This is a genomic window from Streptomyces sp. NPDC048481 (genome assembly GCF_043200075.1).
Classification (GTDB): domain Bacteria; phylum Actinomycetota; class Actinomycetes; order Streptomycetales; family Streptomycetaceae; genus Streptomyces.
In genome coordinates, this window is sequence record NZ_JBICXC010000002.1 from 436,980 (window position 1) to 458,944 (window position 21,965).

The window sequence follows — 21,965 nt, forward strand, 5'->3', positions numbered from 1 at the left end:
CCTGTGCCGGACACAGCCAGCCCCGACTTCGTTACGGGAGTCGCGCACCGGGAGTCGGGTGAGACCTAGACGAAGAGGCTCAATACGGCCGCCATCGCGAACCCGGCCAGCGACAGCACCGTCTCCAGCACGGTCCACGTCCGCAGCGTGTCGCGCTCGCTGATGCCGAAGTACTTGGCCACCATCCAGAATCCGCCGTCGTTGACGTGGCTGGCGAAGATCGAGCCCGCCGACACGGCCATGATGATGAGGGCCACGAAGGCCTGCGAGTGGTCGCCCTCGGCGAGCAGCGGCGCCACGATGCCCGCCGTCGTCACGATGGCCACCGTCGCCGAGCCCTGGGCGACCCGCAGCACCACCGAGATCAGGTAGGAGAGCACGATCACCGGCAGGCCCACGTCGTTGAAGGTGTCCGAGAGCGCCTGGGCCACCCCGCTCGCCTTCAGGACGGCGCCGAAGACCCCGCCCGCGCCGACGACCAGCAGGATGTTGCCGACCGGCTTCAGCGAGGCCGTCGAGACCGTCTCCAGGGACTTGCGGGACCAGCCGCGCCGGATGCCCAGCACGTAGTAGGCGAGCAGCAGGGCGATGGTCAGCGCCACGAAGGGGCTTCCGAAGAACTCGATCACCGAGCGTCCCGTGGAGGGGTCCAGGGCGATCGAGGAGAACGTGGCGGCGAGGATGAGCACCAGCGGCGTGCCGATGATCCCCACGACCGTGCCGAGCGGCACCGGGTCCTCGCGCGGCGTCACGCCCTGCGCCCGCTGCTCCGCGACGACGGCCTGCTTCGCCTCGGCCGCCGCCTCGACCATGTCCTGCGGCACGGCGACGAAGATGCGGCGGCCGACCCACGCCGCGTACGCCCAGGCCGCGAGCACCGCCGGGACGCCGCAGACGACGCCCATGAGGATGACCCAGCCGAGGTCGACGTGGAGGAGTCCGGCGGCCGCGACGGGGCCGGGGTGCGGCGGCAGGAACGCGTGGGTCATGGACAGGCCGGCGAGCAGCGGCAGGCAGTACAGCAGGATCGATTTGCCGCCGCGCCGGGCCGCCGCGTAGACGATCGGGGCGAGCACGAAGATGCCGACGTCGAAGAAGACCGGGATGCCGAAGATCAGGCCGGTCAGCCCCATGGCGAGGGGCGCGCGCCGTTCGCCGAACAGGCCGAGCAGCCGGGACGCCAGCACCTCGGCCCCGCCGCTGACTTCGAGGACCGCCCCGAGCATGGTGCCCAGGCCGATGATGATGGCGACATGGCCGAGGATGCCGCCCATGCCGGACTCGACGGTGGAGACGGCGTCCGAGCGCTGGACGGTGCCGAACAGCTCGGTGACGGACAGTCCGGCCAGCAGGCCGACGGCTATGGAGACGGCCAGGAGGGCCACGAAGGGCTGGAGTCTGACCTTGATGATCAGGTAGAGGAGGAGGGCGATGCCGAGGGCGGCGACCGTCAGCAGGCCGGCGGTGCCGTCGATCAGCAGGAGCAGCCCGCCGGTGTGGGGCGGGGCCCCGGCGGGGGCGGCCGCCGCGAGGGCGGAGGAGACGGTAGACGAGGGGGACATGGGGGTCCTCTGGGTAGGTGCATCGGGCTTTCGGGCAGGGGGGATCGCGGCGCGGCGCACCCCTGTGAGGGAGGCGCCGCGCCGTGCGGCCGTACGGGGCACGGGTACGGGGTGAGGCGAAGGGCCGGCGGGAGAAGGGGGCCGGACGGGAGGGAGGGGGCGACGGGAGCCGGAAGGGGCCGTGGGGAGCCGGGTTCGGCGGGGCGGTCGCGGGCCGGGCGGCCGGGGCGGGTGCGGGCCGGGGGGGCGGGCGGGCGGTCGTCAGCCGAGGACGGCGAGCGCGTCGATCTCGATCAGGAGGGCCGCCGGGAGGCCGACGTAGACGGTGGTGCGGGCGGCGGGCGGTCCGGTGAGGGCCTGCTCCCCGAAGTAGGCGTCGTACAGCTCGTTGAACTCGGCGAAGTGCGCGGTGTCGGTCAGATAGACGCGGATCATCATCACGTCGTCCCAGCCCGCGCCGCCCTCCTCGAGGATCGCCTTGACGTTGGCGAGGGTCTGGAGGGTCTGCTCGCGCAGCGTGGGCCCGGCGGGGACCGGGGGCCTGCCCGGCTCGGCGGGGAGGAAGCCGACCTGGCCCGCCACCTGGAGGATGTTGCCCTTCTTCACGCCGTGCGAGAACTTCGCGGGCGGGGTGGTGTGCGTGCCGGGGGTGAGCGCGGTCTTGTCGGTCATGCGGCGTTCATTCCTTCGCTGCTTGCGTGATGGGGTTTCTGCCGGAGTACTCGCCGCTGACGGCGTCCGCCGCGCGGCGCACCAGCGGGAGCAGGGTGAGGAGTTCGTCGGCGGTGACGACGACGTTCGGCGCGGAGACCGACATCGCGGCGACCACCCGGCCGTCGGCGCCGCGGATCGGCGCGGCGACGCAGTTGATGGACTCCTCGTGGCCGCCGAGGTCGGTGGCCCAGCCCTGCTCGCGCACCTTCTCCAGCTCCCGCAGGAACGCGGGGGCGTTGGGCGTCGAGCGGGCCGTGTAGAGGGGGTAGTCGAGCTTCTCGGCGACGGCCCGGCGCTCGGGCTCGGGCAGGTCGGCGAGGAGCAGTTTGGCGACGGCGGCGACCGTGATGGCGACGGGCCGGCCGATCCGCGAGTACATGCGCACCGGGTAGCGGCTCTCCACCTTGTCGATGTAGAGGACCTCGCCCTCCTCGTACACGGCGAGGTGGACGGTGTGGCCGCAGGCCTCGTTGAGGCGGGCGAGGTGCGGGTGGGCGATCTCGCGGACGTCGAGGTTCTCCATCGCCTCCTGGGCGAGGGCGAAGAGGCGGGCGCCGAGGCGGTAGCGCTGGTCGGACTGGCGGTAGACGAGGCCGTGTTCGTGGAGGGTGCGCAGCAGCCGCAGGGCGGTCGACTTGTGGACGCCGAGGCGGTCGGCGACCTGCCCGAGGTCGGCGGGGCCTTCGGCGAGCAGGGGCAGGATGCTCAGGGCGCGGTCGACGGTCTGGCTCATGGGGTGCGTGCCTCCTCCGGTGCGGCCGGGGCTTGCGTCCAGCCCGGGCCGAGTCGCAGTCTCCCCCACGCGGTGTCGTCGAGGGCGGCGAGGCGGTCGGCGTGGTCGCGGGCGGGCGGCGTGGCGAGGTCGCCGGGGACGGTGAGGGCGGCGGCGGCCGTCAGGTGCCCGTGCCGGAGCCGGTCGCGCAGGGGCAGGCCGCGCAGGGTCGCGGAGAGGAACCCGGCGGCGAAGGCGTCCCCGGCGCCGACGGCGGCGACGACGTCGACCCGCAGGGCGGGGACGTGCAGGACGTGTTCCCGGTCGAAGACGGTCGCTCCGCGCGCCCCCTGTTTGACGACGAGCACCTCGGGGCCGGGCAGCGCGTGCCGTACGGCGTCGGCGCCGTCCAGTCCCCACACGTCGGCCGCCTCGTCCTCGCCGACGAACACGAGGTCGGCGCCACGGGCCAGTTCGAGCAGGACGCGGGGGCTGTTGCCGTCCGTCCACAGCCGGGGGCGGTGGTTGACGTCGAAGGAGACGACGGGCCGGCCGGGCCGGCGGGCGGTGAGGTGGCGCAGCAGGCCGAGGCAGGTCGCGGAGAGGGCCGCGGTGATCCCGGTGAGGTGGAGCATGCGGGCGGCGTGCAGGGCGTCGAGGTCGACGGCGGCCGCGGACATCGCGGAGGCGGCGGACCCGGCGCGGTAGTAGGCGACCTCGTGGTCGTCGCCGGCCCGGTCGGCGGCGGTGCGGAAGTAGACGCCGGTGGGGCGGCCGGGGTCGCGCCGCACACGGCTCACGTCGACGCCGTAGGAGCCGATCGTCTCGACGAGGTGGTCGCCGAAGCCGTCCGCCCCGACGCGGCTGACCCAGCGCGCGGAGTGCCCGGCCGCCGCCAGGGCGCAGACGACGTTGGACTCCGCGCCGCCGATGCCCCGGTCGAAGGAGGGCACGTCGGCGAGGCGTCCGGGCCGGGTGGGCAGGAGGGCGACCATGGACTCGCCGAGCGCGACGACGTCCACGACGCCGGGGGCGTCGCCGGGGGCGATGGCGGTCACGTCGTCGTGGCTCCGTAGGCAGTGCGGGCCGGCTCATCCGTTGACCCCGCGTTGGCCGAGATGTTAGACAGCGGTAAGCGACATACGCAATGGACGTTGCAGGTGCTGCAACGCTCCTGATCAGGGAGGTTCCATGAGTACCGAGGCACTGGCGGCGCTCGCCCGGCTGGCCGAGGAACGCGTCGACCACCGCTTCAAGGGCCTCCCCCCGGACGCCGCCGGCCTCACCGTCGGCGAACTGGCCGCCCAGCGCCGCAACCTGTTCACGGGCGGGTTCACCACCCCCGTCCTGGCCCTGTCCGCGGAGCGCCTGGAGCACAACCTCGCGCTCATGGAGACGTACGCGACCCGGCACGGCCTCGCCTTCGCCCCGCACGGCAAGACCTCCATGGCCCCGCAGCTGTTCCGCCGCCAGATCGACCGCGGCGCCTGGGGCATCACCCTGGCGGTGCCGCACCAGGTGTGGGTGGCGCGGGCGTACGGCGTCCAGCGGGTCTTCCTCGCCAACGAGCTGGTGGACCCGGCCGCGCTGCGCCGGATCTCCGCCGAACTGGACCGTGACGAGGACTTCCGCTTCGTCTGCTACGTCGACTCCGTGCGCGGCGTCGGGCTGATGGACGCGGCCCTGCGCGGCGCGCGCCGTCCGCTCGACGTCGTGGTCGAACTGGCCGCGGGCGAGGGGGCCCGCACCGGCGTGCGCACGGAGCGGGAGTGCGCGGCGGTCGCCGACGCGGTGGCCGCCGCGCCCACCCTGCGGCTGGTGGGCGTGGCGGGCTACGAGGGCGAGGTGCCGGAGGCCGACCCGGAGCGCGTGCAGGCCTGGCTGCGGCGGCTGGTCGCCCTCGCCGCCGGCTTCGACGCGGCGGGCCGGTTCGCGGACGTGGAGGAGATCGTCGTGAGCGCGGGCGGCAGCGCCTGGTTCGACGCGGTCGCCGACGTCTTCGCCGGGATCGGCGAACTCTCCCGGCCGGTGCTGAAACTGCTGCGCTCGGGCGCCTACGTCTCGCACGACGACGGCCACTACCGCAAGCTGACGCCGTTCAACCGAGTGCCCGAGGAGGGCGCGCTGGAGCCCGCGTTCCGGCTGTGGACCCAGGTCGTCTCGCGCCCCTCCCCCGGCCAGGCGTTCGTCAACGCGGGCAAACGCGACGCCGCCTACGACCTCGACCTGCCCGTCGCGCGGACGATCCGCCGCGACGGCGCCGAACGCCCCGCCACCGGCGTCGAGGTGACCGCCCTCTCGGACCAGCACGCCTGGCTGCGCACCTCCGCCGACGCGGACGTCGAGGTCGGCGACTGGATCGCCCTGGGTCTCTCGCACCCCTGCACGTCCTTCGACAAGTGGCCGCTGATCCCGCTCGCCCAGGCCGACGGCACGGTCGTCGACTACGTCCGCACGTTCTTCTAGACCACCCGAACCGGAGGCCACCATGGAAGACCTCGTCGTCCGGGACGCGGACGTCGTCGACGGCACCGGCGCGGACTCCTACCGCGCGGACGTGGTGATCGACGACGGCAGGATCGTCTCCATCGTCAAGGAGGCGGCTGCCGCGGGCTGTCTGCGCCCGAAGGCCGTGCGGGAGCTGGACGCCGAGGGGCTCGTCCTGTCCCCCGGCTTCATCGACATGCACGCCCACAGCGACCTCGCCCTGCTGCGCGACCCGGACCACAGCGCCAAGGCCGCGCAGGGCGTCACCCTCGAAGTCCTCGGCCAGGACGGCCTGTCGTACGCGCCGGTCGACGGGCCCACCCTGGACGGCGTGCGCCGGGCCGTCGCCGGGTGGAACGGCCCCGGCGACGACGTCGACCTCGACTGGCGCTCGGTCGGCGAGTACCTGGACCGACTGGACCACGGCTTCGGGGGCCGCGGCATCGCCGTCAACGCGGCCTACCTCGTCCCCCAGGGCACGGTCCGGGCCCTCGTCGTCGGCTGGGAGGACCGCCCGGCCACCGCGCGCGAACTGGACCGGATGCGGCGGCTGGTGGCCGAGGGCCTGGAGCAGGGCGCGGTCGGCATGTCGTCCGGGCTGACGTACACGCCCGGCATGTACGCCGGGAACGCCGAACTGAGCGAGCTGTGCCGGGTGGTGGCGCGGTACGGCGGCTACTACTGCCCGCACCACCGCAGTTACGGCGCCGGCGCGCTGGAGGCGTACGCGGAGATGGTCGAGCTGACCGCGCGGGCGGGCTGCGCGCTCCATCTGGCCCACGCCACCATGAACTTCGGCGTGAACGAGGGCCGGGCGCCGGACCTGCTCGCCCTGCTCGACGAGGCGCTCGCCGCGGGGGCCGACATCAGCCTCGACACCTACCCCTACACTCCCGGCTGCACCACGCTCGCGGCCCTGCTGCCCAGCTGGGCGAGCGAGGGCGGCCCGCGCGAGGTCCTGCGCCGGCTGGCCGACGACGCGACGGCCGAACGCATCCGCCACGACCTGGAGGTGACCGGCGCGGACGGCTGCCACGGGGTGCCCGTGGACTGGGGGACGATCGAGATCTCGGGGGTGACGGACCCGGCGCTCGGCGACTTCGTCGGACACACGGTCCGCGCCTCGGCCGAGCGGCTGGGCGAGGACCCGTGGACGACCGCGCGCCGGCTGCTGGTCGACGACGGGCTCGGGCCGACGATCCTCCAGCACGTGGGCCATGAGGAGAACGTGCGCGCGATCATGCGCCACCGCGTCCACACGGGCGGCTCCGACGGCCTGCTGACGGGCGCGAAGCCGCACCCGCGCGCGTACGGCACGTTCCCGCGCTATCTCGGCCACTACACGCGGGAGCTGGGCATCCTCACGCTGGAGGAGTGCGTGGCCAAGCTGACCGGCCGCCCGGCGGCCCGGCTGCGGCTGCCGGACCGGGGGCTGGTCCGCGAGGGGTACCGGGCCGACCTGGTGCTGTTCGACCCGCGCACGGTGGCGGCGGGCTCGACTTACGAGTCCCCGCGCACCCTGCCGACGGGCATTCCGCACGTCCTGGTCGACGGCCGCTTCGTGATCGAGGACGGCCGGCGCACCGACGTGCTGGCGGGGCGGGCGGTCCGTCGCAGTCCCGTGTGACGGAACGCCCCGCCGCCCCGCCTACGGCTTGGGCAGGGTGCAGCCGCTCTTGTTCAGGCTGAGCTGGTTGCCGGTGGTGAAGCAGGCCGGGATGAGGTAGGTCTCCTGGGCGTAGTTGATGCCCTTGCGGACGGTGACGTTGCCGTTGGCGTCGACCTCGCACGGGTTGTTCTCCGTGCAGCGCTGGCCGTCCTCGTTGCCGGTGTTGTTGACGGCGACGACCTTGCCGGTGGACTGGTCGATCACCGGCGAGCCGGAGGTGCCGCCGATGGTCTGGCAGGCGGAGGTGTAGCGGACCGAGTCCTTCCAGGTCCAGGCCCCCTCCTTCATCCGGTAGACGAACCCGTCGATGTTGCAGTTGTAGAGCCGCTTCCAGTAGCCGGACGCCACGGTGATGGCGGTGCCGGCGACCGGGTGGGTGTCCTGCACGGTGAGCGCGGAGATCCCGTACGCGTTCTTGATCGACGCGTAGGTGCTGGTGAGCTGGTAGATCGAGATGTCCGTGTCGGTCATCGTCCCGTAGGCCAGCTTGCTGGCGCGCAGGGTCGCGACCCGGCCGCCGGACGAGTTGAGCAGGCTGAACGTGCGGCTGGACGCCTGGTTGACGAGCACCTCGCCCGGCTCGGGGAAGCCGGTCGACAGGCAGTGACCGTTGGAGAGCACCAGCGCCGGGTCGGTGTCCAGGGAGTTCGGGAAGCGGACGACCGAGCCGGAGCAGTTGCTGAGCGCGACGGTGCCGGCGAGGTTGACGGCCCGCAGCGCGGGAGCGGCCGCCCGGGTGACGGTGGAGGCGGAGGCGCCGGTGGCGGGCTGCGCGTCCGCCGGTGCGGCGACCGCGGGCGCCGCGCCGGCCCCGGCGACGGCCAGGGCGAAGAACGCGGCGACGAGAGGCTTTCTCATGTGGGGGTCCCCTCTTATGACAGGACGACCGGAGATCTTCCGGCCGCCCATTGATTTGTCATGCGCATTGTTAGTGCGCCGAGGGGTGAGAACAAGGGTGGGTTTTCAGCCGCCGGAGGGACGCCTTCCGCTTGCCGTCCGCGGGAGCGCCCGCGCCCGCCTATCTCCCCCCCTTGCCCCGCCCGCGGCCCCCCTTGCCCTTCCTGCCGGGGGACGCCGCGACGGTGGACGCCTCGCTCACCGCGACGGACGGGGCCGCCGGGGACGCACTGGCGGCCGGCCGCTCCCCGGCCGTCGTGACGGCCGGGGAGGGCGGCTCCTGCGAGACGGGGGGCGCGGTCGCCCCCGCGGACGCCGGGGCCCCGGTCGAACCCGTCGGCGAGGGCGACGGTGCGCCGGACCGGTCCGCCGCACCGTCCGGCGCCGACCGGGTACCGCCCCGCTCTCCCCGGCCGCCGCGCCCGCCGCCGTCGGGCGATCCCGACCAGGACTGGCCCAGGGCCAGCACCGCCAGCACCGCCAAGGACACGACCCCCATCGCCCCCGCGGCGATCCCGGCCCGGCGCGCGCGCCGCGCGGCCGCCGGGCGCGCGGCGCGGCGTCGGTCCGCGCGCCCGCCCGGAGCCACGGCGGGCGCGATCGAGGGGAGCCGCTGGGTCTCGTCGTACGCGCTCTCCCACCCGTGTGCCGCCGCCGGGTCGGCGTACCGCTCGTACGGGGCCGGGTCCGTCGCCGCGTACGGGTGGTACACGTTCGGCCTCACCCGGGGCACGTCTTCTTCACCTGGCCTGGACATGACCCGGGATTCTAGGGACAGGCGTGACACCTGAGACAACGGCCTCCGGCGTCGCCGGCGAAACGCACCAAATCACCCGTCTCGCGTGGCGGAAAACACGCCCCACGGAGCGTTACCGGGCCGTAAGCTCCCAGACATGCAGGTGATCCAGTCGACCAAGCTCGCCAACGTCTGTTACGAGATCCGGGGGCCGGTTCTCGAGGAGGCGATGCGCCTGGAAGCGGCCGGCCACCGCATCCTCAAGCTGAACACCGGCAACCCGGCCGCCTTCGGCTTCGACTGCCCGCCGGAGATCCTGGAGGACATCCTCCGCAACGTCTCCACGGCGCACGGCTACGGCGACGCCAAGGGTCTGCTGGCCGCCCGCAGGGCCGTCGTGATGCACAACCAGACGCTCGGCATCGAGACGGACGTCGAGCACGTCTTCATCGGCAACGGCGTCTCCGAGCTGATCGTCATGGCGATGCAGGGCCTGCTGGACGACGGGGACGAGGTCCTGGTCCCGTCCCCGGACTACCCCCTGTGGACCGCCGCCGTGTCGCTCTCCGGCGGTACCGCCGTGCACTACCGGTGCGACGAGCAGTCGGACTGGATGCCGGACCTCGCGGACGTCGAGCGCAAGGTCACCGACCGCACCAAGGCGATCGTCATCATCAACCCGAACAACCCGACGGGCGCGGTGTACGACGAGGCGATGGTGCGGGGGCTGACCGACATCGCCCGCCGCCACAACCTGCTGGTCTGCTCGGACGAGATCTACGACAAGATCCTCTACGACGGCGCCGTCCACACCCCCACCGCCAAGGTCGCCCCGGACCTGCTCACGCTCACCTTCAACGGCATGTCGAAGGCGTACCGGGTGGCCGGCTACCGGGTGGGCTGGATGGCGATCTCCGGCCCGCGCGCGCACGCCGACTCCTACATCGAGGGCCTGACGATCCTGGCGAACATGCGCCTGTGCGCGAACATGCCGGGCCAGCACGGCGTGGTGGCCGCGCTCAGCGGACGCCAGACGATCGGTGACCTGGTGCTGCCGGGCGGACGTCTCAAGGAGCAACTGGACACGGCGTACGAACTGCTCACGCAGATCCCGGGCGTGACGTGCGTGCGGCCCAAGGGCGCGCTGTACCTCTTCCCGCGCCTGGACCCGGCCGTCTTCAAGATCAAGGACGACCGGCGGATGGTCCTGGACCTGCTGCGCCGGGAGAAGATCATGGTCGTCCAGGGCACCGGCTTCAACTGGCCCGAGCCCGACCACTTCCGGGTGGTCACGCTCCCCTCGGTGACGGACCTGCGGGACGCCATGGGGCGGATCGCGCGCTTCCTGGACGGCTATGGCCAGCCTTAAACCCGATTCCGGCGGCGACTTCCGCCGACTCGCTACTTTAGACGAAATCCAAGCTAGGATGGTTTCCTGACAGCACAGGAGGCCATCCTCATGTACGAGCCGATCCGCACCCCTTCTTCCCGTGGGCCCGACCCCACCACGATGGCCGACTCGCCCGCGGACTTCCCGCACCGCTCGCGCGAGGAGGAGCTGGACATCCAGCTCGCGGGGCATCTCGCGGCGTTGCTCGCCGTCACCGACGAACTGCGCGCGGCGGCGCCCTCCGACGACCTGGACTCCGCGGCCGCGCGGCTCGCCCAGCAGGTGACCCGGTTGCGGGGCGGCCGCGCCCCGGCCCGCGCGCCCCTGGCCGCCGACCCGGCGAAGCCGCGCGTGACGGCCGCGCACGAGCGGGCGCACGCCCTGGCCGGCCGCGCCCTCGTGGTCGCCGCCTCCCGCGCGGACACCTCGGCGGCGATCCTCGCGGCCCAGCGCATGGACGCGCACGCCGCCGCGCTGGTCGGCGCCGGCGAGCTGAGCGCCACCGGCTGAACCGCCGCCGGCCGACCCCCTCCCCCGGGGTCCCTGAACGGCCCCGGTCCGCGTGCACCCGCAGCGACGCGCGGACCGGGCGCCATCTTTCCCCACGCCCCTGCCGGTACGGGCATGGACTGACCGAAGACGCGCCCGAACCCGTGAGAACGGGCGAGGGCCCGTCGTCGTCCTCCCGTCGGGGCTGACGGGGGGACGACGACGGGCCCATGGCCGCGCACGCCGTTGTACGCGGCTCGCCGGTTCGCACCGCGGCCGGCCGTGACGATCACTGGTCAGGGCTCTCCCTCAGGGCCGGCCGCGGAGTCTTTCGGGCAGGGACTCAGCCCAGGCGCTCCACCAGCGCGCGGTACTCGTCCCACAGTTCCTTCGGGGTGTGGTCGCCGAAGGTGTTGAGGTGCTCGGGGACCAGGGCGGCCTCCTCGCGCCAGATCTCCTTGTCGACGGTGAGGAGGAAGTCGAGGTCCTCGTCGGCGAGGTCCAGGCCCTTGGTGTCGAGGGCGCCCTTCGCCGGCAGGACGCCGATCGGGGTCTCGACGCCCTCGGCGCGGCCGTCCAGGCGCTCCACGATCCACTTCAGGACGCGGCTGTTCTCGCCGAATCCGGGCCAGACGAACTTGCCCTCGTCGTTCTTGCGGAACCAGTTGACGTAGTAGATCTTCGGCAGCTTCGCCTGGTCCTTGCCCTTGGCGACGTCGACCCAGTGGCCCATGTAGTCGCCCATGTTGTAGCCGCAGAACGGCAGCATGGCGAAGGGGTCGCGGCGCAGCTCGCCGACCTTGCCCTCGGCGGCGGCGGTCTTCTCGCTGGCCACGTTGGCGCCGAGGAAGACGCCGTGGTTCCAGTCGAAGGACTCCGTCACCAGCGGGACCGCGCTCGCGCGCCGGCCGCCGAAGAGGATCGCGGAGATCGGCACGCCCCGGGGGTCCTCCCACTCGGGCGCGATGATCGGGCACTGGGCGGCGGGGGTGGTGAAGCGGGCGTTGGGGTGCGCGGCCGGGACGCCGGACGCGGGCGTCCAGTCGTTGCCCTTCCAGTCCGTGAGGTGAGCGGGGGTCTCCTCCGTCATGCCCTCCCACCAGACGTCGTTGTCGTCGGTGAGAGCCACGTTGGTGAAGACCGAGTTGCCCCACAGCGTCTTCATCGCGTTGGCGTTGGTGTGCTCACCGGTGCCGGGCGCGACGCCGAAGAAGCCGGCCTCGGGGTTGATGGCGTACAGCCGGCCGTCCTCGCCGAAGCGCATCCAGGCGATGTCGTCGCCGATGGTCTCGACGGTCCAGCCGGAGATCGTCGGCTCCAGCATGGCGAGGTTGGTCTTGCCGCAGGCGCTCGGGAAGGCCGCGGCCACGTACTTGGACTCGCCGGTGGGCGGGGTGAGCTTGAGGATCAGCATGTGCTCGGCGAGCCAGCCCTCGTCGCGGGCCATGACGGACGCGATGCGCAGGGCGTAGCACTTCTTGCCGAGCAGGGCGTTGCCGCCGTAGCCGGAACCGTAGGACCAGATCTCGCGGCTCTCGGGGAAGTGCGAGATGTACTTGGTGGAGTTGCACGGCCACGGGACGTCGGCCTCGCCCTCGGCCAGCGGCGCCCCGAGCGTGTGCACGGCACGCACGAAGAACCCGTCGGAGCCGAGTTCGTCCAGCACCGGCTGTCCCATGCGGGTCATGGTGCGCATGGAGACGGCGACGTAGGCGGAGTCGGTGATCTCGACGCCGATGGCGGAGAGGTCCGAGCCGAGCGGGCCCATGCAGAACGGGACCACGTACATGGTGCGGCCGCGCATCGAGCCGCGGAACAGGCCCTGCTCGCCGGTGAAGATCTCCCGCATCTCGGCGGGGGCCTTCCAGTGGTTGGTCGGGCCCGCGTCCTCCTCCTTCTCGGAGCAGATGAAGGTGCGGTCCTCGACGCGCGCGACGTCGGTGGGGTCGGAGGCCGCGTAGTAGGAGTTGGGGCGCTTGACCGGGTCGAGCCTCTTGAACGTGCCCTTCTCGACGAGCTCCCCGCACAGGCGCTCGTACTCGGCCTCGGATCCGTCACACCAGACCACGTTGTCCGGCTGGGTCAGTTCGGCGATCTCGTTCACCCAGGAGACGAGTTCCCGGTGATCGGTGGGGATGACGGGGGGAGCCGCGTTCTCGCGCGCCACGATTGCTCCTAAAAGAGGGATTTTTTGTTGGAGGCCCCGTGGGGGCTGCGACCCGGATGCTTCTCGGTGATGACCTCGGGCGCTCATCCGGTGTCGACCGCACTCATTTGATCCTCCGATGTCCGCGCCCATATGTCCAGAGGGCCTCACAGGTGAGCGGAGTGAGGATGGCCACGTGTAGAGCCGTCACTTTGCGTCCACTTGACATTCAGCCGATCGCCCGTTGACCGGACCGCCGTGAGACGCCCGCCACTCCCGGTCCGCGGCCCGGCCGCGGCGGCCCCTGGCCTACGGGGGCGTAGGTACGATTGAGCGCATGACAGCGCCCGTTCCCGACGCGCCCACGGACACGCCGGCCGCCGGCCGTGGTCCCGTGGCGCTCTCCCTGCCGCATCCGGTCAAACCCAAGCTCCGCGGCTGGCTGCACCTCGGAATGTTCCCGGTCGCCCTCATCGCGGGTTTCGTGCTCACCGCCTTCGCCGACTCCACCCGCGGCCGCGTCGCGTGCGGCGTCTACGCCGTCACCGCCTGCCTGCTCTTCGGCGTCAGCGCCCTCTACCACCGGGGCGACTGGAGCCCGCGCATGGACCGTGTCCTGCGCAGACTCGACCACGCGAACATCTTCCTGATCATCGCGGGCACCTACACACCGCTCGCCCTGCTGCTCCTGCCGGGCTCCACCGGCCGGTGGCTGCTGTGGGGCATCTGGGCGGCCGCGCTCGCCGGGATCGCCTTCCGCGTCTTCTGGGTCGGCGCCCCGCGCTGGCTCTACACCCCCTGCTACATCGCCATGGGCTGGGCCGCCGTCTTCTTCCTGCCGGACTTCATGCGCACCGGCGGCGTCGCCGTGATGCTCCTGGTGATCGTCGGCGGACTCCTCTACAGCGCGGGCGGCGTGATCTACGGCATCAAGCGCCCCAACCCCTCCCCGCGCTGGTTCGGCTTCCACGAGGTGTTCCACTCCCTCACGGTCGCCGCCTTCCTCGTGCACTACATCGGCATCTCCCTGGTGGCCTACCAGCACGGATGACGCACCGGCGGCGCGCCCTGCCCGCCACCCCTCCCGACCGGCCGCGGACGGCCACGGCTCTCAGCCGTGGCCGTTTTCCGTGCGCCGGGAAGTCCAGACTGTTGACACCAGCCATCTTTTGAGAGCTACTCTCATTTCATGGCTACCCTCACGAACGCGGACCCGGACGCCGCGGAACCCGACCCGCGCCGCTGGTGGGCCCTCGGCGCCCTCGTCGCCAGCATGCTCACGCTCGGCTTCGACACGACGATCCTCAACGTGGCCCTCCCGACCATGGCCGAACGGCTCGGCGCCACCACCGGACAGCAGCAGTGGATGGCCGACGCCTACGTCGTCGTCTTCGCGGCGCTGATGCTCCCCGCCGGCCTTCTCGGCGACCGGTTCGGCCGACGCCGGATGCTGATCACCGGGCTCGGCGTCTTCCTCGCCGGCTCCCTCGTCGGCGCCCTGGCCGGGAACGTCGACGCCGTGATCGCCGCCCGCGCGGTGATGGGCGTGGGAGCCGCCCTGATCACCCCGCTCGCGCTGTCCGTGCTGCCCTCGCTGTTCGCGCCCGGGGAACGGACCAAGGCCGTCGGCATCGTCTCCGCGGGCTCGACGCTCGGCCTGCCGCTCGGACCGATCATCGGCGGCTGGCTGCTCGACCACTTCTGGTGGGGCTCGGTCTTCCTGATCAATGTGCCCATGGCCGCGCTCGGCATCGCCGCCTGCGTGTTCCTGCTGCCCGAGACCCGCGACCCCGCCTCCCCGCGGGTGGACCCCGTCTCCGCCGCGCTCACCGCGGCCGGGCTCGGCGCCCTCGTCTACGCGATCATCGAGGCCCCCACCCGCGGCTGGGGCGACCCGCTGGTCCTGGCCGCGTTCGCCGCGGCGGCGGTCCTGATCACCGCGCTGGTGCTGCGCGAACGGCGGGTGCGACGGCCCATGCTGGACATGACGCTGCTCGCCCACCGCGGCTTCCTGTTCAACACGCTCGCCGCGACCCTGGTGATGTTCGTCCTGTCCGGGCTGCTCTTCGTGCTGCCTCCCTACCTCCAGGTCGTCCTCGGCCACGACGCCCTCGGCACCGGCGTCCGGCTGCTGCCGATGATGGGCGGCCTGATCATCGCCGCGCGGGCGGCGCAGCCCGTCGTGACCCGGTTCGGGGCACGCGGCGTGGTGAGCGCGGGGCTGGTGGTGCTGGCCTTCGCCGCGCTGCTGGGCAGCCGCACCACCGTCGACTCCGGCTACGGCTTCACCGCGCTGTGGCTGTCGGTCGTCGGCTTCGGCTTCGGCTTCTCGGTCGTGCCCGCGATGTCGGGAGCGCTGGACGCCCTGCCCGCCGACCGCGCCGGCAGCAGCTCCGGGCTGCTGATGACCCTGCGCCAGGTCGGCGGCGCCGTCGGCATCGCCCTGCTCGGCAGCGTGCTCGCGGACGCCTTCCGCGACCGGCTCGACGTCACCGGCCTGCCCACCGGGGCCGCCGACACCGCCGGCGGGTCGGTGGTCGCCGCCCACGCCATCGCCGACCGGGCCCACGCGGGCTCGCTCGCCGCCTCCGCGGACGCCGCCTACGTCCACGGCATGGGCCTCGTCATGCTCGTGTGCGGGATCGCCGCCCTGGTCTCCGCACTGCTGGCGGCGGCCTTCCTGCCCGCGGCCCGGTCCGGCCGGACCGCCGCCGCCGGTCCCGGCGTGGTGGCCGCCGACGCCGATGCCCGACAATAAGGCGCATGACGGCCGCACGCACCAGCTCTCCCGCCGACCGCCCCCGACCGGGCCTGCGCGAACGAAAGAAGATCAAGACCCGGGAGGCGATCCGCACCGCCACCTACGCGCTCGTCGGGGAACAGGGCTACGACGCCACGACGATCGACCAGATCGCCGAACGCGCCGAGGTGTCGCCGTCGACCGTCTTCCGCTACTTCCCGACCAAGGAGGACATCGTCCTCACGGACGAGTACGACACCGTCGTCGTGGAGGAACTGCGGGCCCGCCCGAAGGACGAGGCCTGGACGGAGTCCGTCCGCCACGTCATGCTGGCGGCCGCCCGCACGGGCATCGAGGACGACATGGAGGTGGCCCGGCTGCGCACCCGGCTGCTGGTGGAGGTCCCGGCCGTGCGCTCGCGGATGATGGAGAGCATGTCGGTCACCGGCCGGCTGTTCCGCGAGGCGATCGCCGAGCGCACCGGCCGCGACCCCGACGGCCTGGAGGTCCGCGTCCACGCGATGTCCCTCGTCGGCGGCCTGATGGAGACGTCCCTGTACTGGGCCGAGAACGGCCATCAGGGCGACTTCGCCGCCCTCCTCGACCGTGCCCTGGACGTCCTGGAACACGGCCTGGGCCCGGAAAAGAGCTGAGCCCCGGCCGCTCCCCCGTGCCATCCTGACCAGGTGAACGCATTCCGGATCCGCGTCGAAGTCGCGCCCGAACTGGCCCTGTTCGTCCCGCACGCCCGGCGCGCCGGCGCCACCGACCTCGCCGTCGACGGCGTCTCCACCCTCGGCCATGTCGTCGAGTCGCTCGGCGTGCCCCTCACCGAGGTCGGCGCCCTGCTCGTCGACGGGCGCGAGCGGCCCGTCTCGCACATCCCCGCCGCCGGGGAGTCGGTGAGCGTGCGCCCGGTCGCCCGCCCCCAGCCGGTGCCGGGCGCCCCGCTGCGCTTCCTCCTCGACGTCCACCTCGGCACCCTCGCCCGCCGGCTGCGCCTGCTCGGCGTCGACGCGGCCTACGAGTCGACCGACATCGGGGACCCGGCCCTCGCCGCCCGGTCGGCGGCCGAACAGCGGGTCATGCTCAGCCGCGACCGGGGCCTGCTGCGCCGCCGCGAACTGTGGGCCGGCGCCTACGTCTACAGCACCGCCCCCGAGGAGCAACTGCGCGACGTCCTGGACCGGTTCGCGCCCGGCCTGCGGCCCTGGACCCGGTGCACCGCCTGCAACGGGCTGCTGAAGCAGGCCACCAAGGACGAGGTCGCCGCCCAGCTCCGCCAGGGCACCCAGCAGTCCTACGACGTCTTCGCCCAGTGCCGCTCCTGCGGCCGCGCCTACTGGAAGGGCGCGCATCACGAGCAGCTGGTCGCCATCGTGGAACGCGCCCTGGCGGAGTTCGCGGGCTAGGGCCCCCGAGGCCCCTGCCGCTCTTCCCGTCCCCGCCGTCCGTCAGCCGCCCAGCGCGTCGCGCAGCCGTCGCGGGTCGGTGGTCGGGGCGTCGCAGGTGAAGCCGCGGCAGACATAGGCGGCCGGCCGCCCGTCGACCAGCGGCCGGCCGGCCAGCAGCGGGAACTCGTCGCCGCCCGCCGCCCCGAACGCGACGACGGCTCCGGGCGCGGTGCCCAGCAGCGCCGTACGGTGCAGCTCCCGCGCGGCCGGGTCGTCCGGCCCCGCGCCGACGACCGCGACCTCGCGCGGACCGTCGAGCAGCGCCTCCGCCGCGGCCAGCCCCCAGCCGATGAACCGGGGAACGCGCGGACCCAGCGCCTTCACCACGCCCAGCGCCCGCTCGGCCGCCGTGCGATGGCGCTCCGAGCCGGTGTGCGCCGCATAGCCGAGCAGCGCCGCGGCCGCGGCCGTCCACCCGGAGGGCACGGCGTTGTCGGTCGGGTCCTGCGGGCGCCGGATGAGCCGCTCGGCGTCCACGGCGGTGTCGAACAGGGAACCGGATCCGGCGTCCACGAACCGGGTGAGGACGTGGTCGAGCAGGAACCCGGCGAACTCCAGCCAGACGCCCTCCCCGGTGACCGAGGCGAGCGCCAGGAACCCCTCGGCGACGTCGGCGTAGTCCTCCAGGACGCCCGCGTGCGTGCCGGCCTGCCCGTCCTTGCTGGTGCGGGCGATGCGGGCCTGGTCGTCCAGGTGCAGCCGCACGAGGAGGTCGGCGGCGGCGACGGCCGCTTCGACGAGATCGGGGCGGTCGAAGTACGCGCCCGTCTCGGCGAGCGCGGCGATCGCCAGCCCGTTCCAGGCGGCGACGACCTTGTCGTCCCGGCCGGGAGCGGGGCGTTCGGCACGGGCCCGGAACAGCCGGCTCCTGATCGACTCGATCCTCGCGGCGTCGGCCAGGCCGTCCTGCTGCGGGAGTTGCAGAACCGAGGCGCCGTGCTCGAAGGTGCCCTCCTCGGTCACCCCGAAGTGGCGGGCGGCCAACTCGGCGTCCTCCTCGCCCAGCACCTCCCTCAGCTGCGCGGGCGTCCACGCGTAGTACGCGCCCTCGACATGCCGGCCGGTGCCGTCGTCGCTGTCGGCGTCGAGCGCGGAGGCGAACCCGCCCTGCTCGGTGCGCAGTTCCCGCACCATGAAGTCCGCGGTCTCCAGGGCGACCCGCCGCGCCGGCTCCGAGCCGGTGACGCGCCACAGGTGCGCGTAGACCCGGCACAGCAGCGCGTTGTCGTAGAGCATCTTCTCGAAGTGCGGCACGATCCAGTCGCGGTCCACGGAGTAGCGGGCGAAACCGCCGCCGAGCTGGTCGTAGATCCCGCCGCGGGCCATCCGGTCACAGGTGTCCCGGGCCATCTGAAGAGCGCCCTCGGCCCCGGTGCGCGCATGGTGGCGCAGCAGGAACTCGATCACCATGGACGGCGGGAACTTCGGCGCCCCGCCGAACCCGCCGCGCTGCGGGTCGTACTCCCGGGTCAGCCCGAGCAGCGCCTGCGACAGTTCCTGCTCGCCGGGGGCCTGACTGTCGCCGAAGGAGATCTCGCGCCCCGCCAGATCCCGGACGATCTTCCCGGCGACCTCGGCGACCTCGTCCCGCCGGTCCGTCCAGGCCTGCCTGACCCCTTCCAGCACCTGCTTGAAGGAGGGCATGCCGTGCCGGGGCTCGGGCGGGAAGTACGTGCCGAAGTAGAAGGGCTCGCCGTCCGGCGTCAGGAACACGGTCATGGGCCAGCCGCCCTGGCCGGTGGCCGCCTGCACGGCCTCCATGTAGACGGCGTCGACGTCGGGCCGCTCCTCGCGGTCGACCTTCACGCTGACGAAGTGCTCGTTGAGACGGTCGGCGGTCTCCCGGTCCTCGAAGGACTCGTGCGCCATCACATGACACCAGTGGCACGCGGAGTAACCGACCGACAGCAGGACGGGCACGTCGCGCCGCTTCGCCTCCTCGAACGCCGCCGGCCCCCAGGGCCACCAGTCGACCGGATTGTCGGCGTGTTGCAGCAGATAGGGCGAGGTCGCACCAGCCAGCCGGTTCATGCGATTCAGCCTCTCACACGACCCCATCCCGCACACGAAGCCCGGGCGGACCGGGCCCTCGAGGACATGCGCGGGCCCGGGCCCCCGGTTCGGATTCCCGTACCCGCGGACGGGTGGTCACCCCATAGTGGCGGACGCCGCACTCTCCGTAACGTGAGGGACATGCACCTCTCCGTCCGTCGCAGGCGCGTCCCCTTCCGCGCCGTCGCAGCCGCCCTCGCCCTCGCCGCTCTCCCCGCCGTGACGTGCGGCGTCCCGGCACCCGGGAACGCCTCCTTCGCGGACCCGTCGGTGCAGGGGCTGTGGCGCAGCACCGGATACGGCACCGTCGTCGCGGTCAGCGGACGTCACCTGCGCACCTACGAGACGACGCGCGTCAGTTGCCTGCCCGGCGGCCTGGAGGCCGAGCAGCGCGGCACGCCCCGTGCGGGCGGCGCCGTGGACTTCACGCCGGCGGCCCGCCAGGATGCCGGGCCCCTCACCCTGACCCCGGACACCGACGGCGGCTCCGTCCGGCTCCGCTTCGAGGACGACGCGGGGTTCCGCACCCTGCACCGCGTCCGTGAACTCCCCGAGAAGTGCGGCCGCAAGCCTGCCCGGGACCCCCGCTCCGTCTTCGACGCCTTCTGGCAGACCTACGCGGAGAACTACCCCTCGTTCCCGGCCAAGGGCGTCGACTGGGCCGCCGTACGCGACCGCTACCGCCCCTGCGTCACCGCCGCCACCACCGACGCCGAACTGTTCGGCGTCCTCACGCGCATGATCGAGCCGCTGCACGACGCCCACACCGCGATCGTCGCCGGGGACCGGCGTTTCACGGGCCGCCGGGCGGACACGAGGACGCCCACGTCCGACACCGTCACGAGGATCGACCGGGCGACGGCCGCGAGCGTGGGCCGGCCGCAGCGACGGTGGGGGCGGGGCGCCATCGGCTACGCCGACCTGCCCCACCGCGTCGGCTATCTGCGCCTCACCCGTTTCTCCGGCTTCACCGGGCACGGCGACTACGCGGGGGACCGGGCCGCACTCGACGAAGCCCTCGACGCCGTCCTGACCGGGGCGCGCACCCGTGGCCCCCGGGCGCTGCGCGCCCTCGTCATCGATCTGCGGTTCAACGGCGGCGGATCCGACGCCCTCGGGCTGCGCCTCGCCTCCAGGCTCACCTCCCACGCGTACACCGCCTACACGAAGCGGGCCCGCGACGACAGCGCGGGTGCGCGGCTGTTCACCCCGGCCCAGACGATCCGGGTGGTCCCACGCTCAGACCGTCCGGTCTACACCGGTCCGCTCGCCGTGCTCACCGGCCGCCTGACCGTCAGCGCGGGAGAGACCTTCACCCAGGCCCTCATGAACCGCGTCCCGGCCCCCGTCCGTATCGGGGAGAACACCCAGGGCGCCCTGTCCGACACCATGGACCGGGTCCTGCCCAACGGCTGGTCCCTCACCCTGCCCAACGAGAAGTACCTCGCGTCGGACGGCGCGGCTTTCGACGGGACCGGTATCGCGCCCACCGTCCGCGTGCCCGTCTTCACCGGCGCCGACTTCGCGGCCCACCGTGACAGCGCCCTCACCCGGGCCCGTGAACTTCTCGGCTGAGACGCGCGGGCGCGTCCCCCCGTACGGCTGTGCGGGAGGCGGGCCGGGGTCCTCCAGGGTGCGCAGGACCAGGCCGGAGGCCGGCTTCGGGCCGAAGGAGGTCGACTTGCGCGGAAGGGTGACGCCGCGGCGCGCGAGGTCGTGGACCAGCTCCTCGCGGACCGGATGCAGCAGCACGGCGGTGGCTCCGTGCTGCTCGGCCCGCGCCACCGCCGCCCGCGCGTCGTGCACGTAGGCGACGGAGTCGGAGGCGTCCGGGATGCGCCACACCCGCGCCAGGAGGGTCTCGTGCAGCACCGCGGCGTCCAGGGCGTGCCAGTCCGCCGGACGGTCCTGTCTCGCCGTACGGGCGAGGAGCGCCGGGTCGGGCCTGTCGAGGAGGTGGTAGGACCCGTCGCCCGCGAGGAGGAAGGCGTTGCCCCGGGAGGCGGCTTCCGCCAGGGCCGCCATGGCCCGCGGAAGGGACGTGTCCAGGCGCCGGACGCGGAAGGAGTCCGCCACCGCGGCCAGCGCCTCGGACACGGGAAGACGGTGCAGGAGCCGGTGGATCGCGTTGACCTGGAGGGGGTACAGCGTCGTGTCCACCAGGAGGACGAGGCCGTAGTCCCAGGGGCCGGGCGTTGCGGCCTGCTCCCGTTGCAGGCGCAGGTACGTGGCCCACCGGTGGTGGCCGTCGGCGATGAGCGCCTGGTGACCGGCGAGGTGATCGGTCACCTCGGCGACCTCGGCCGGGTCGGTCACCGACCACAGGCGATGGCGGAAGCCGTCCCGCGTGGTGGTGACCAGCAGCGGAGGGCCGGCCGTCGTCCGCTCGACGACGGACGCGGCCGCGGTCGGTCCGGCGGCGCCCCGGTAACCGAGCAGGAGGGGTTCGAGATGGGCGGCGGTGGCCCGCACGAGGGCCGCCCGTTCCTCGACGACGTGCGCGATGACGTCCTCGTGGGGAAGGACGACGCCCTCCTCGGGCGGGGAGAGCGCCAGGGCGCCGATGACGCCGCGCTGCACGAGGTCGCCGCGCGACTGCTCGTAGACGTAGAGGGCCGGTTCGGCGTCGGAGGCGAGGACGCCTTCGGCGAGCCACGTACGCAGCGTCCCCGACGCCTGTCGGCGGCGGGCCTCGGCCGTGTCGGCCTGCGGGAGGATCAGGCGGACGATGCTGTACGGATGCGTGGACGCCTGTCCGTCACCGCGGACCACGCCGTCGAGCGGCGGCGAGGTCACGGCCGCCAGAGGGCCGACTTCCTCCGGCACATAGCGCACTCCGCGCAGCGGGAGCAGCCGCAGACCGCCGGTCCCCGCCGGCGGTGCGGGGTCGTCCTTTCCGGGAAGGAGATCGAGCACC

At 73.2% G+C, this 21,965-nt stretch carries 17 protein-coding genes and 1 pseudogene; 9 read left to right on the forward strand and 9 right to left on the reverse strand.

Annotation, left to right across the window (positions count from 1 at the left end):
* Nucleotides 1-65 precede the first annotated feature (65 nt).
* The 4 genes from ACGFSH_RS08260 to ACGFSH_RS08275 all read right to left on the reverse strand — a co-directional run bounded on the left by ACGFSH_RS08260 (nt 66) and on the right by ACGFSH_RS08275 (nt 4,046).
* On the reverse strand, nt 66-1,562 hold the full coding sequence (locus ACGFSH_RS08260) for a GntP family permease (protein ID WP_393346168.1): 1,497 nt from the start codon (nt 1,560-1,562) through the stop codon (nt 66-68).
* Nucleotides 1,563-1,823: 261 nt separating this feature from the next.
* A complete protein-coding gene (locus tag ACGFSH_RS08265) occupies nt 1,824-2,234 on the reverse strand; it encodes a RidA family protein (RefSeq protein WP_393346170.1) in 411 nt (136 codons plus the stop codon).
* A gap of 7 nt (nt 2,235-2,241) precedes the next feature.
* Entirely contained in the window at nt 2,242-3,009 is a 768-nt protein-coding gene (locus tag ACGFSH_RS08270) for an IclR family transcriptional regulator (RefSeq protein WP_393346172.1), read from the reverse strand.
* Complete coding sequence (locus ACGFSH_RS08275; protein WP_393346174.1) at nt 3,006-4,046, reverse strand: sugar kinase; 1,041 nt, start codon at nt 4,044-4,046, stop codon at nt 3,006-3,008. Before ACGFSH_RS08275 ends, ACGFSH_RS08270 begins: the two co-directional genes overlap by 4 nt.
* Nucleotides 4,047-4,179: 133 nt before the next feature.
* Between ACGFSH_RS08275 and ACGFSH_RS08280 the strand changes: the two genes are divergently transcribed.
* A complete protein-coding gene (locus ACGFSH_RS08280; protein ID WP_393346176.1) occupies nt 4,180-5,454 on the forward strand; it encodes an amino acid deaminase in 1,275 nt (424 codons plus the stop codon).
* Nucleotides 5,455-5,476: 22 nt separating this feature from the next.
* The gene (locus tag ACGFSH_RS08285) at nt 5,477-7,102 is read left to right on the forward strand and encodes an amidohydrolase family protein (RefSeq protein ID WP_393346178.1); all 1,626 of its coding nucleotides are present in this window, start codon (nt 5,477-5,479) and stop codon (nt 7,100-7,102) included.
* 21 nt (nt 7,103-7,123) lie between these two features.
* Here the strand turns inward: ACGFSH_RS08285 and ACGFSH_RS08290 are convergent, their stop codons facing one another.
* Nucleotides 7,124-8,002, reverse strand: a complete 879-nt coding sequence (locus ACGFSH_RS08290; RefSeq protein ID WP_393346180.1) for a serine protease — start codon at nt 8,000-8,002, stop codon at nt 7,124-7,126.
* Between the two features lie 160 nt (nt 8,003-8,162).
* Nucleotides 8,163-8,798, reverse strand: coding sequence for a hypothetical protein (locus ACGFSH_RS08295; RefSeq protein WP_393346182.1), 636 nt, complete (start codon nt 8,796-8,798; stop codon nt 8,163-8,165).
* 136 nt (nt 8,799-8,934) lie between these two features.
* On the opposite strand from ACGFSH_RS08295, the gene ACGFSH_RS08300 reads away from it, so the two are divergent.
* Together ACGFSH_RS08300 and ACGFSH_RS08305 are read left to right on the forward strand one after the other, a co-directional pair.
* On the forward strand, nt 8,935-10,146 hold the full coding sequence (locus tag ACGFSH_RS08300; protein WP_393346184.1) for a pyridoxal phosphate-dependent aminotransferase: 1,212 nt from the start codon (nt 8,935-8,937) through the stop codon (nt 10,144-10,146).
* 90 nt (nt 10,147-10,236) lie between these two features.
* The gene (locus ACGFSH_RS08305) at nt 10,237-10,677 is read left to right on the forward strand and encodes a hypothetical protein (protein WP_393346186.1); all 441 of its coding nucleotides are present in this window, start codon (nt 10,237-10,239) and stop codon (nt 10,675-10,677) included.
* Nucleotides 10,678-10,999: 322 nt separating this feature from the next.
* Here the strand turns inward: ACGFSH_RS08305 and ACGFSH_RS08310 are convergent, their stop codons facing one another.
* Nucleotides 11,000-12,823, reverse strand: coding sequence for a phosphoenolpyruvate carboxykinase (GTP) (locus ACGFSH_RS08310; protein WP_393346188.1), 1,824 nt, complete (start codon nt 12,821-12,823; stop codon nt 11,000-11,002).
* A 316-nt stretch (nt 12,824-13,139) separates the two neighbouring features.
* Here ACGFSH_RS08310 and ACGFSH_RS08315 point away from each other — a divergent pair, with 316 nt between their 5' ends.
* The 4 genes from ACGFSH_RS08315 to ACGFSH_RS08330 all read left to right on the forward strand — a co-directional run bounded on the left by ACGFSH_RS08315 (nt 13,140) and on the right by ACGFSH_RS08330 (nt 16,954).
* Nucleotides 13,140-13,853, forward strand: coding sequence for a hemolysin III family protein (locus ACGFSH_RS08315; protein WP_393346190.1), 714 nt, complete (start codon nt 13,140-13,142; stop codon nt 13,851-13,853).
* Between the two features lie 138 nt (nt 13,854-13,991).
* Nucleotides 13,992-15,560: an MFS transporter gene (locus ACGFSH_RS08320; protein ID WP_393346192.1), complete on the forward strand. Its 1,569-nt coding sequence runs from the start codon at nt 13,992-13,994 to the stop codon at nt 15,558-15,560.
* A 5-nt stretch (nt 15,561-15,565) separates the two neighbouring features.
* On the forward strand, nt 15,566-16,195 hold the full coding sequence (locus ACGFSH_RS08325; RefSeq protein WP_393346194.1) for a TetR/AcrR family transcriptional regulator: 630 nt from the start codon (nt 15,566-15,568) through the stop codon (nt 16,193-16,195).
* A gap of 33 nt (nt 16,196-16,228) precedes the next feature.
* Nucleotides 16,229-16,954: a Mut7-C RNAse domain-containing protein gene (locus tag ACGFSH_RS08330; protein WP_393346196.1), complete on the forward strand. Its 726-nt coding sequence runs from the start codon at nt 16,229-16,231 to the stop codon at nt 16,952-16,954.
* Nucleotides 16,955-16,996: 42 nt separating this feature from the next.
* Here ACGFSH_RS08330 and ACGFSH_RS08335 read toward each other — a convergent pair whose 3' ends face one another.
* On the reverse strand, nt 16,997-19,027 hold the full coding sequence (locus ACGFSH_RS08335; protein ID WP_393346198.1) for a thioredoxin domain-containing protein: 2,031 nt from the start codon (nt 19,025-19,027) through the stop codon (nt 16,997-16,999).
* Nucleotides 19,028-19,189: 162 nt separating this feature from the next.
* On the opposite strand from ACGFSH_RS08335, the gene ACGFSH_RS08340 reads away from it, so the two are divergent.
* Nucleotides 19,190-20,623 (forward strand): S41 family peptidase, encoded by a 1,434-nt coding sequence (locus ACGFSH_RS08340; protein ID WP_393346200.1) that lies wholly within the window; start codon nt 19,190-19,192, stop codon nt 20,621-20,623.
* A 54-nt stretch (nt 20,624-20,677) separates the two neighbouring features.
* On the opposite strand, the pseudogene ACGFSH_RS08345 reads toward ACGFSH_RS08340, so the two are convergent.
* Nucleotides 20,678-21,964, reverse strand: a pseudogene (locus tag ACGFSH_RS08345) (DUF1015 family protein); the annotation flags it as partial.
* Nucleotide 21,965: the final 1 nt, after the last annotated feature.

What these genes read in the sequence shown, in the direction of transcription:
- ACGFSH_RS08260 (WP_393346168.1), bottom strand. Translation starts at nt 1,562, where the DNA reads ATGTCCCCCTCGTCTACCGTCTCCTCCGCCCTCGCGGCGGCCGCCCCC.
- ACGFSH_RS08265 (WP_393346170.1), bottom strand. Translation starts at nt 2,234, where the DNA reads ATGACCGACAAGACCGCGCTCACCCCCGGCACGCACACCACCCCGCCC.
- ACGFSH_RS08270 (WP_393346172.1), bottom strand. Translation starts at nt 3,009, where the DNA reads ATGAGCCAGACCGTCGACCGCGCCCTGAGCATCCTGCCCCTGCTCGCC.
- ACGFSH_RS08280 (WP_393346176.1), top strand. Translation starts at nt 4,180, where the DNA reads ATGAGTACCGAGGCACTGGCGGCGCTCGCCCGGCTGGCCGAGGAACGC.
- ACGFSH_RS08285 (WP_393346178.1), top strand. Translation starts at nt 5,477, where the DNA reads ATGGAAGACCTCGTCGTCCGGGACGCGGACGTCGTCGACGGCACCGGC.
- ACGFSH_RS08290 (WP_393346180.1), bottom strand. Translation starts at nt 8,002, where the DNA reads ATGAGAAAGCCTCTCGTCGCCGCGTTCTTCGCCCTGGCCGTCGCCGGG.
- ACGFSH_RS08295 (WP_393346182.1), bottom strand. Translation starts at nt 8,798, where the DNA reads ATGTCCAGGCCAGGTGAAGAAGACGTGCCCCGGGTGAGGCCGAACGTG.
- ACGFSH_RS08300 (WP_393346184.1), top strand. Translation starts at nt 8,935, where the DNA reads ATGCAGGTGATCCAGTCGACCAAGCTCGCCAACGTCTGTTACGAGATC.
- ACGFSH_RS08305 (WP_393346186.1), top strand. Translation starts at nt 10,237, where the DNA reads ATGTACGAGCCGATCCGCACCCCTTCTTCCCGTGGGCCCGACCCCACC.
- ACGFSH_RS08315 (WP_393346190.1), top strand. Translation starts at nt 13,140, where the DNA reads ATGACAGCGCCCGTTCCCGACGCGCCCACGGACACGCCGGCCGCCGGC.
- ACGFSH_RS08320 (WP_393346192.1), top strand. Translation starts at nt 13,992, where the DNA reads ATGGCTACCCTCACGAACGCGGACCCGGACGCCGCGGAACCCGACCCG.
- ACGFSH_RS08325 (WP_393346194.1), top strand. Translation starts at nt 15,566, where the DNA reads ATGACGGCCGCACGCACCAGCTCTCCCGCCGACCGCCCCCGACCGGGC.
- ACGFSH_RS08335 (WP_393346198.1), bottom strand. Translation starts at nt 19,027, where the DNA reads ATGAACCGGCTGGCTGGTGCGACCTCGCCCTATCTGCTGCAACACGCC.
- ACGFSH_RS08340 (WP_393346200.1), top strand. Translation starts at nt 19,190, where the DNA reads ATGCACCTCTCCGTCCGTCGCAGGCGCGTCCCCTTCCGCGCCGTCGCA.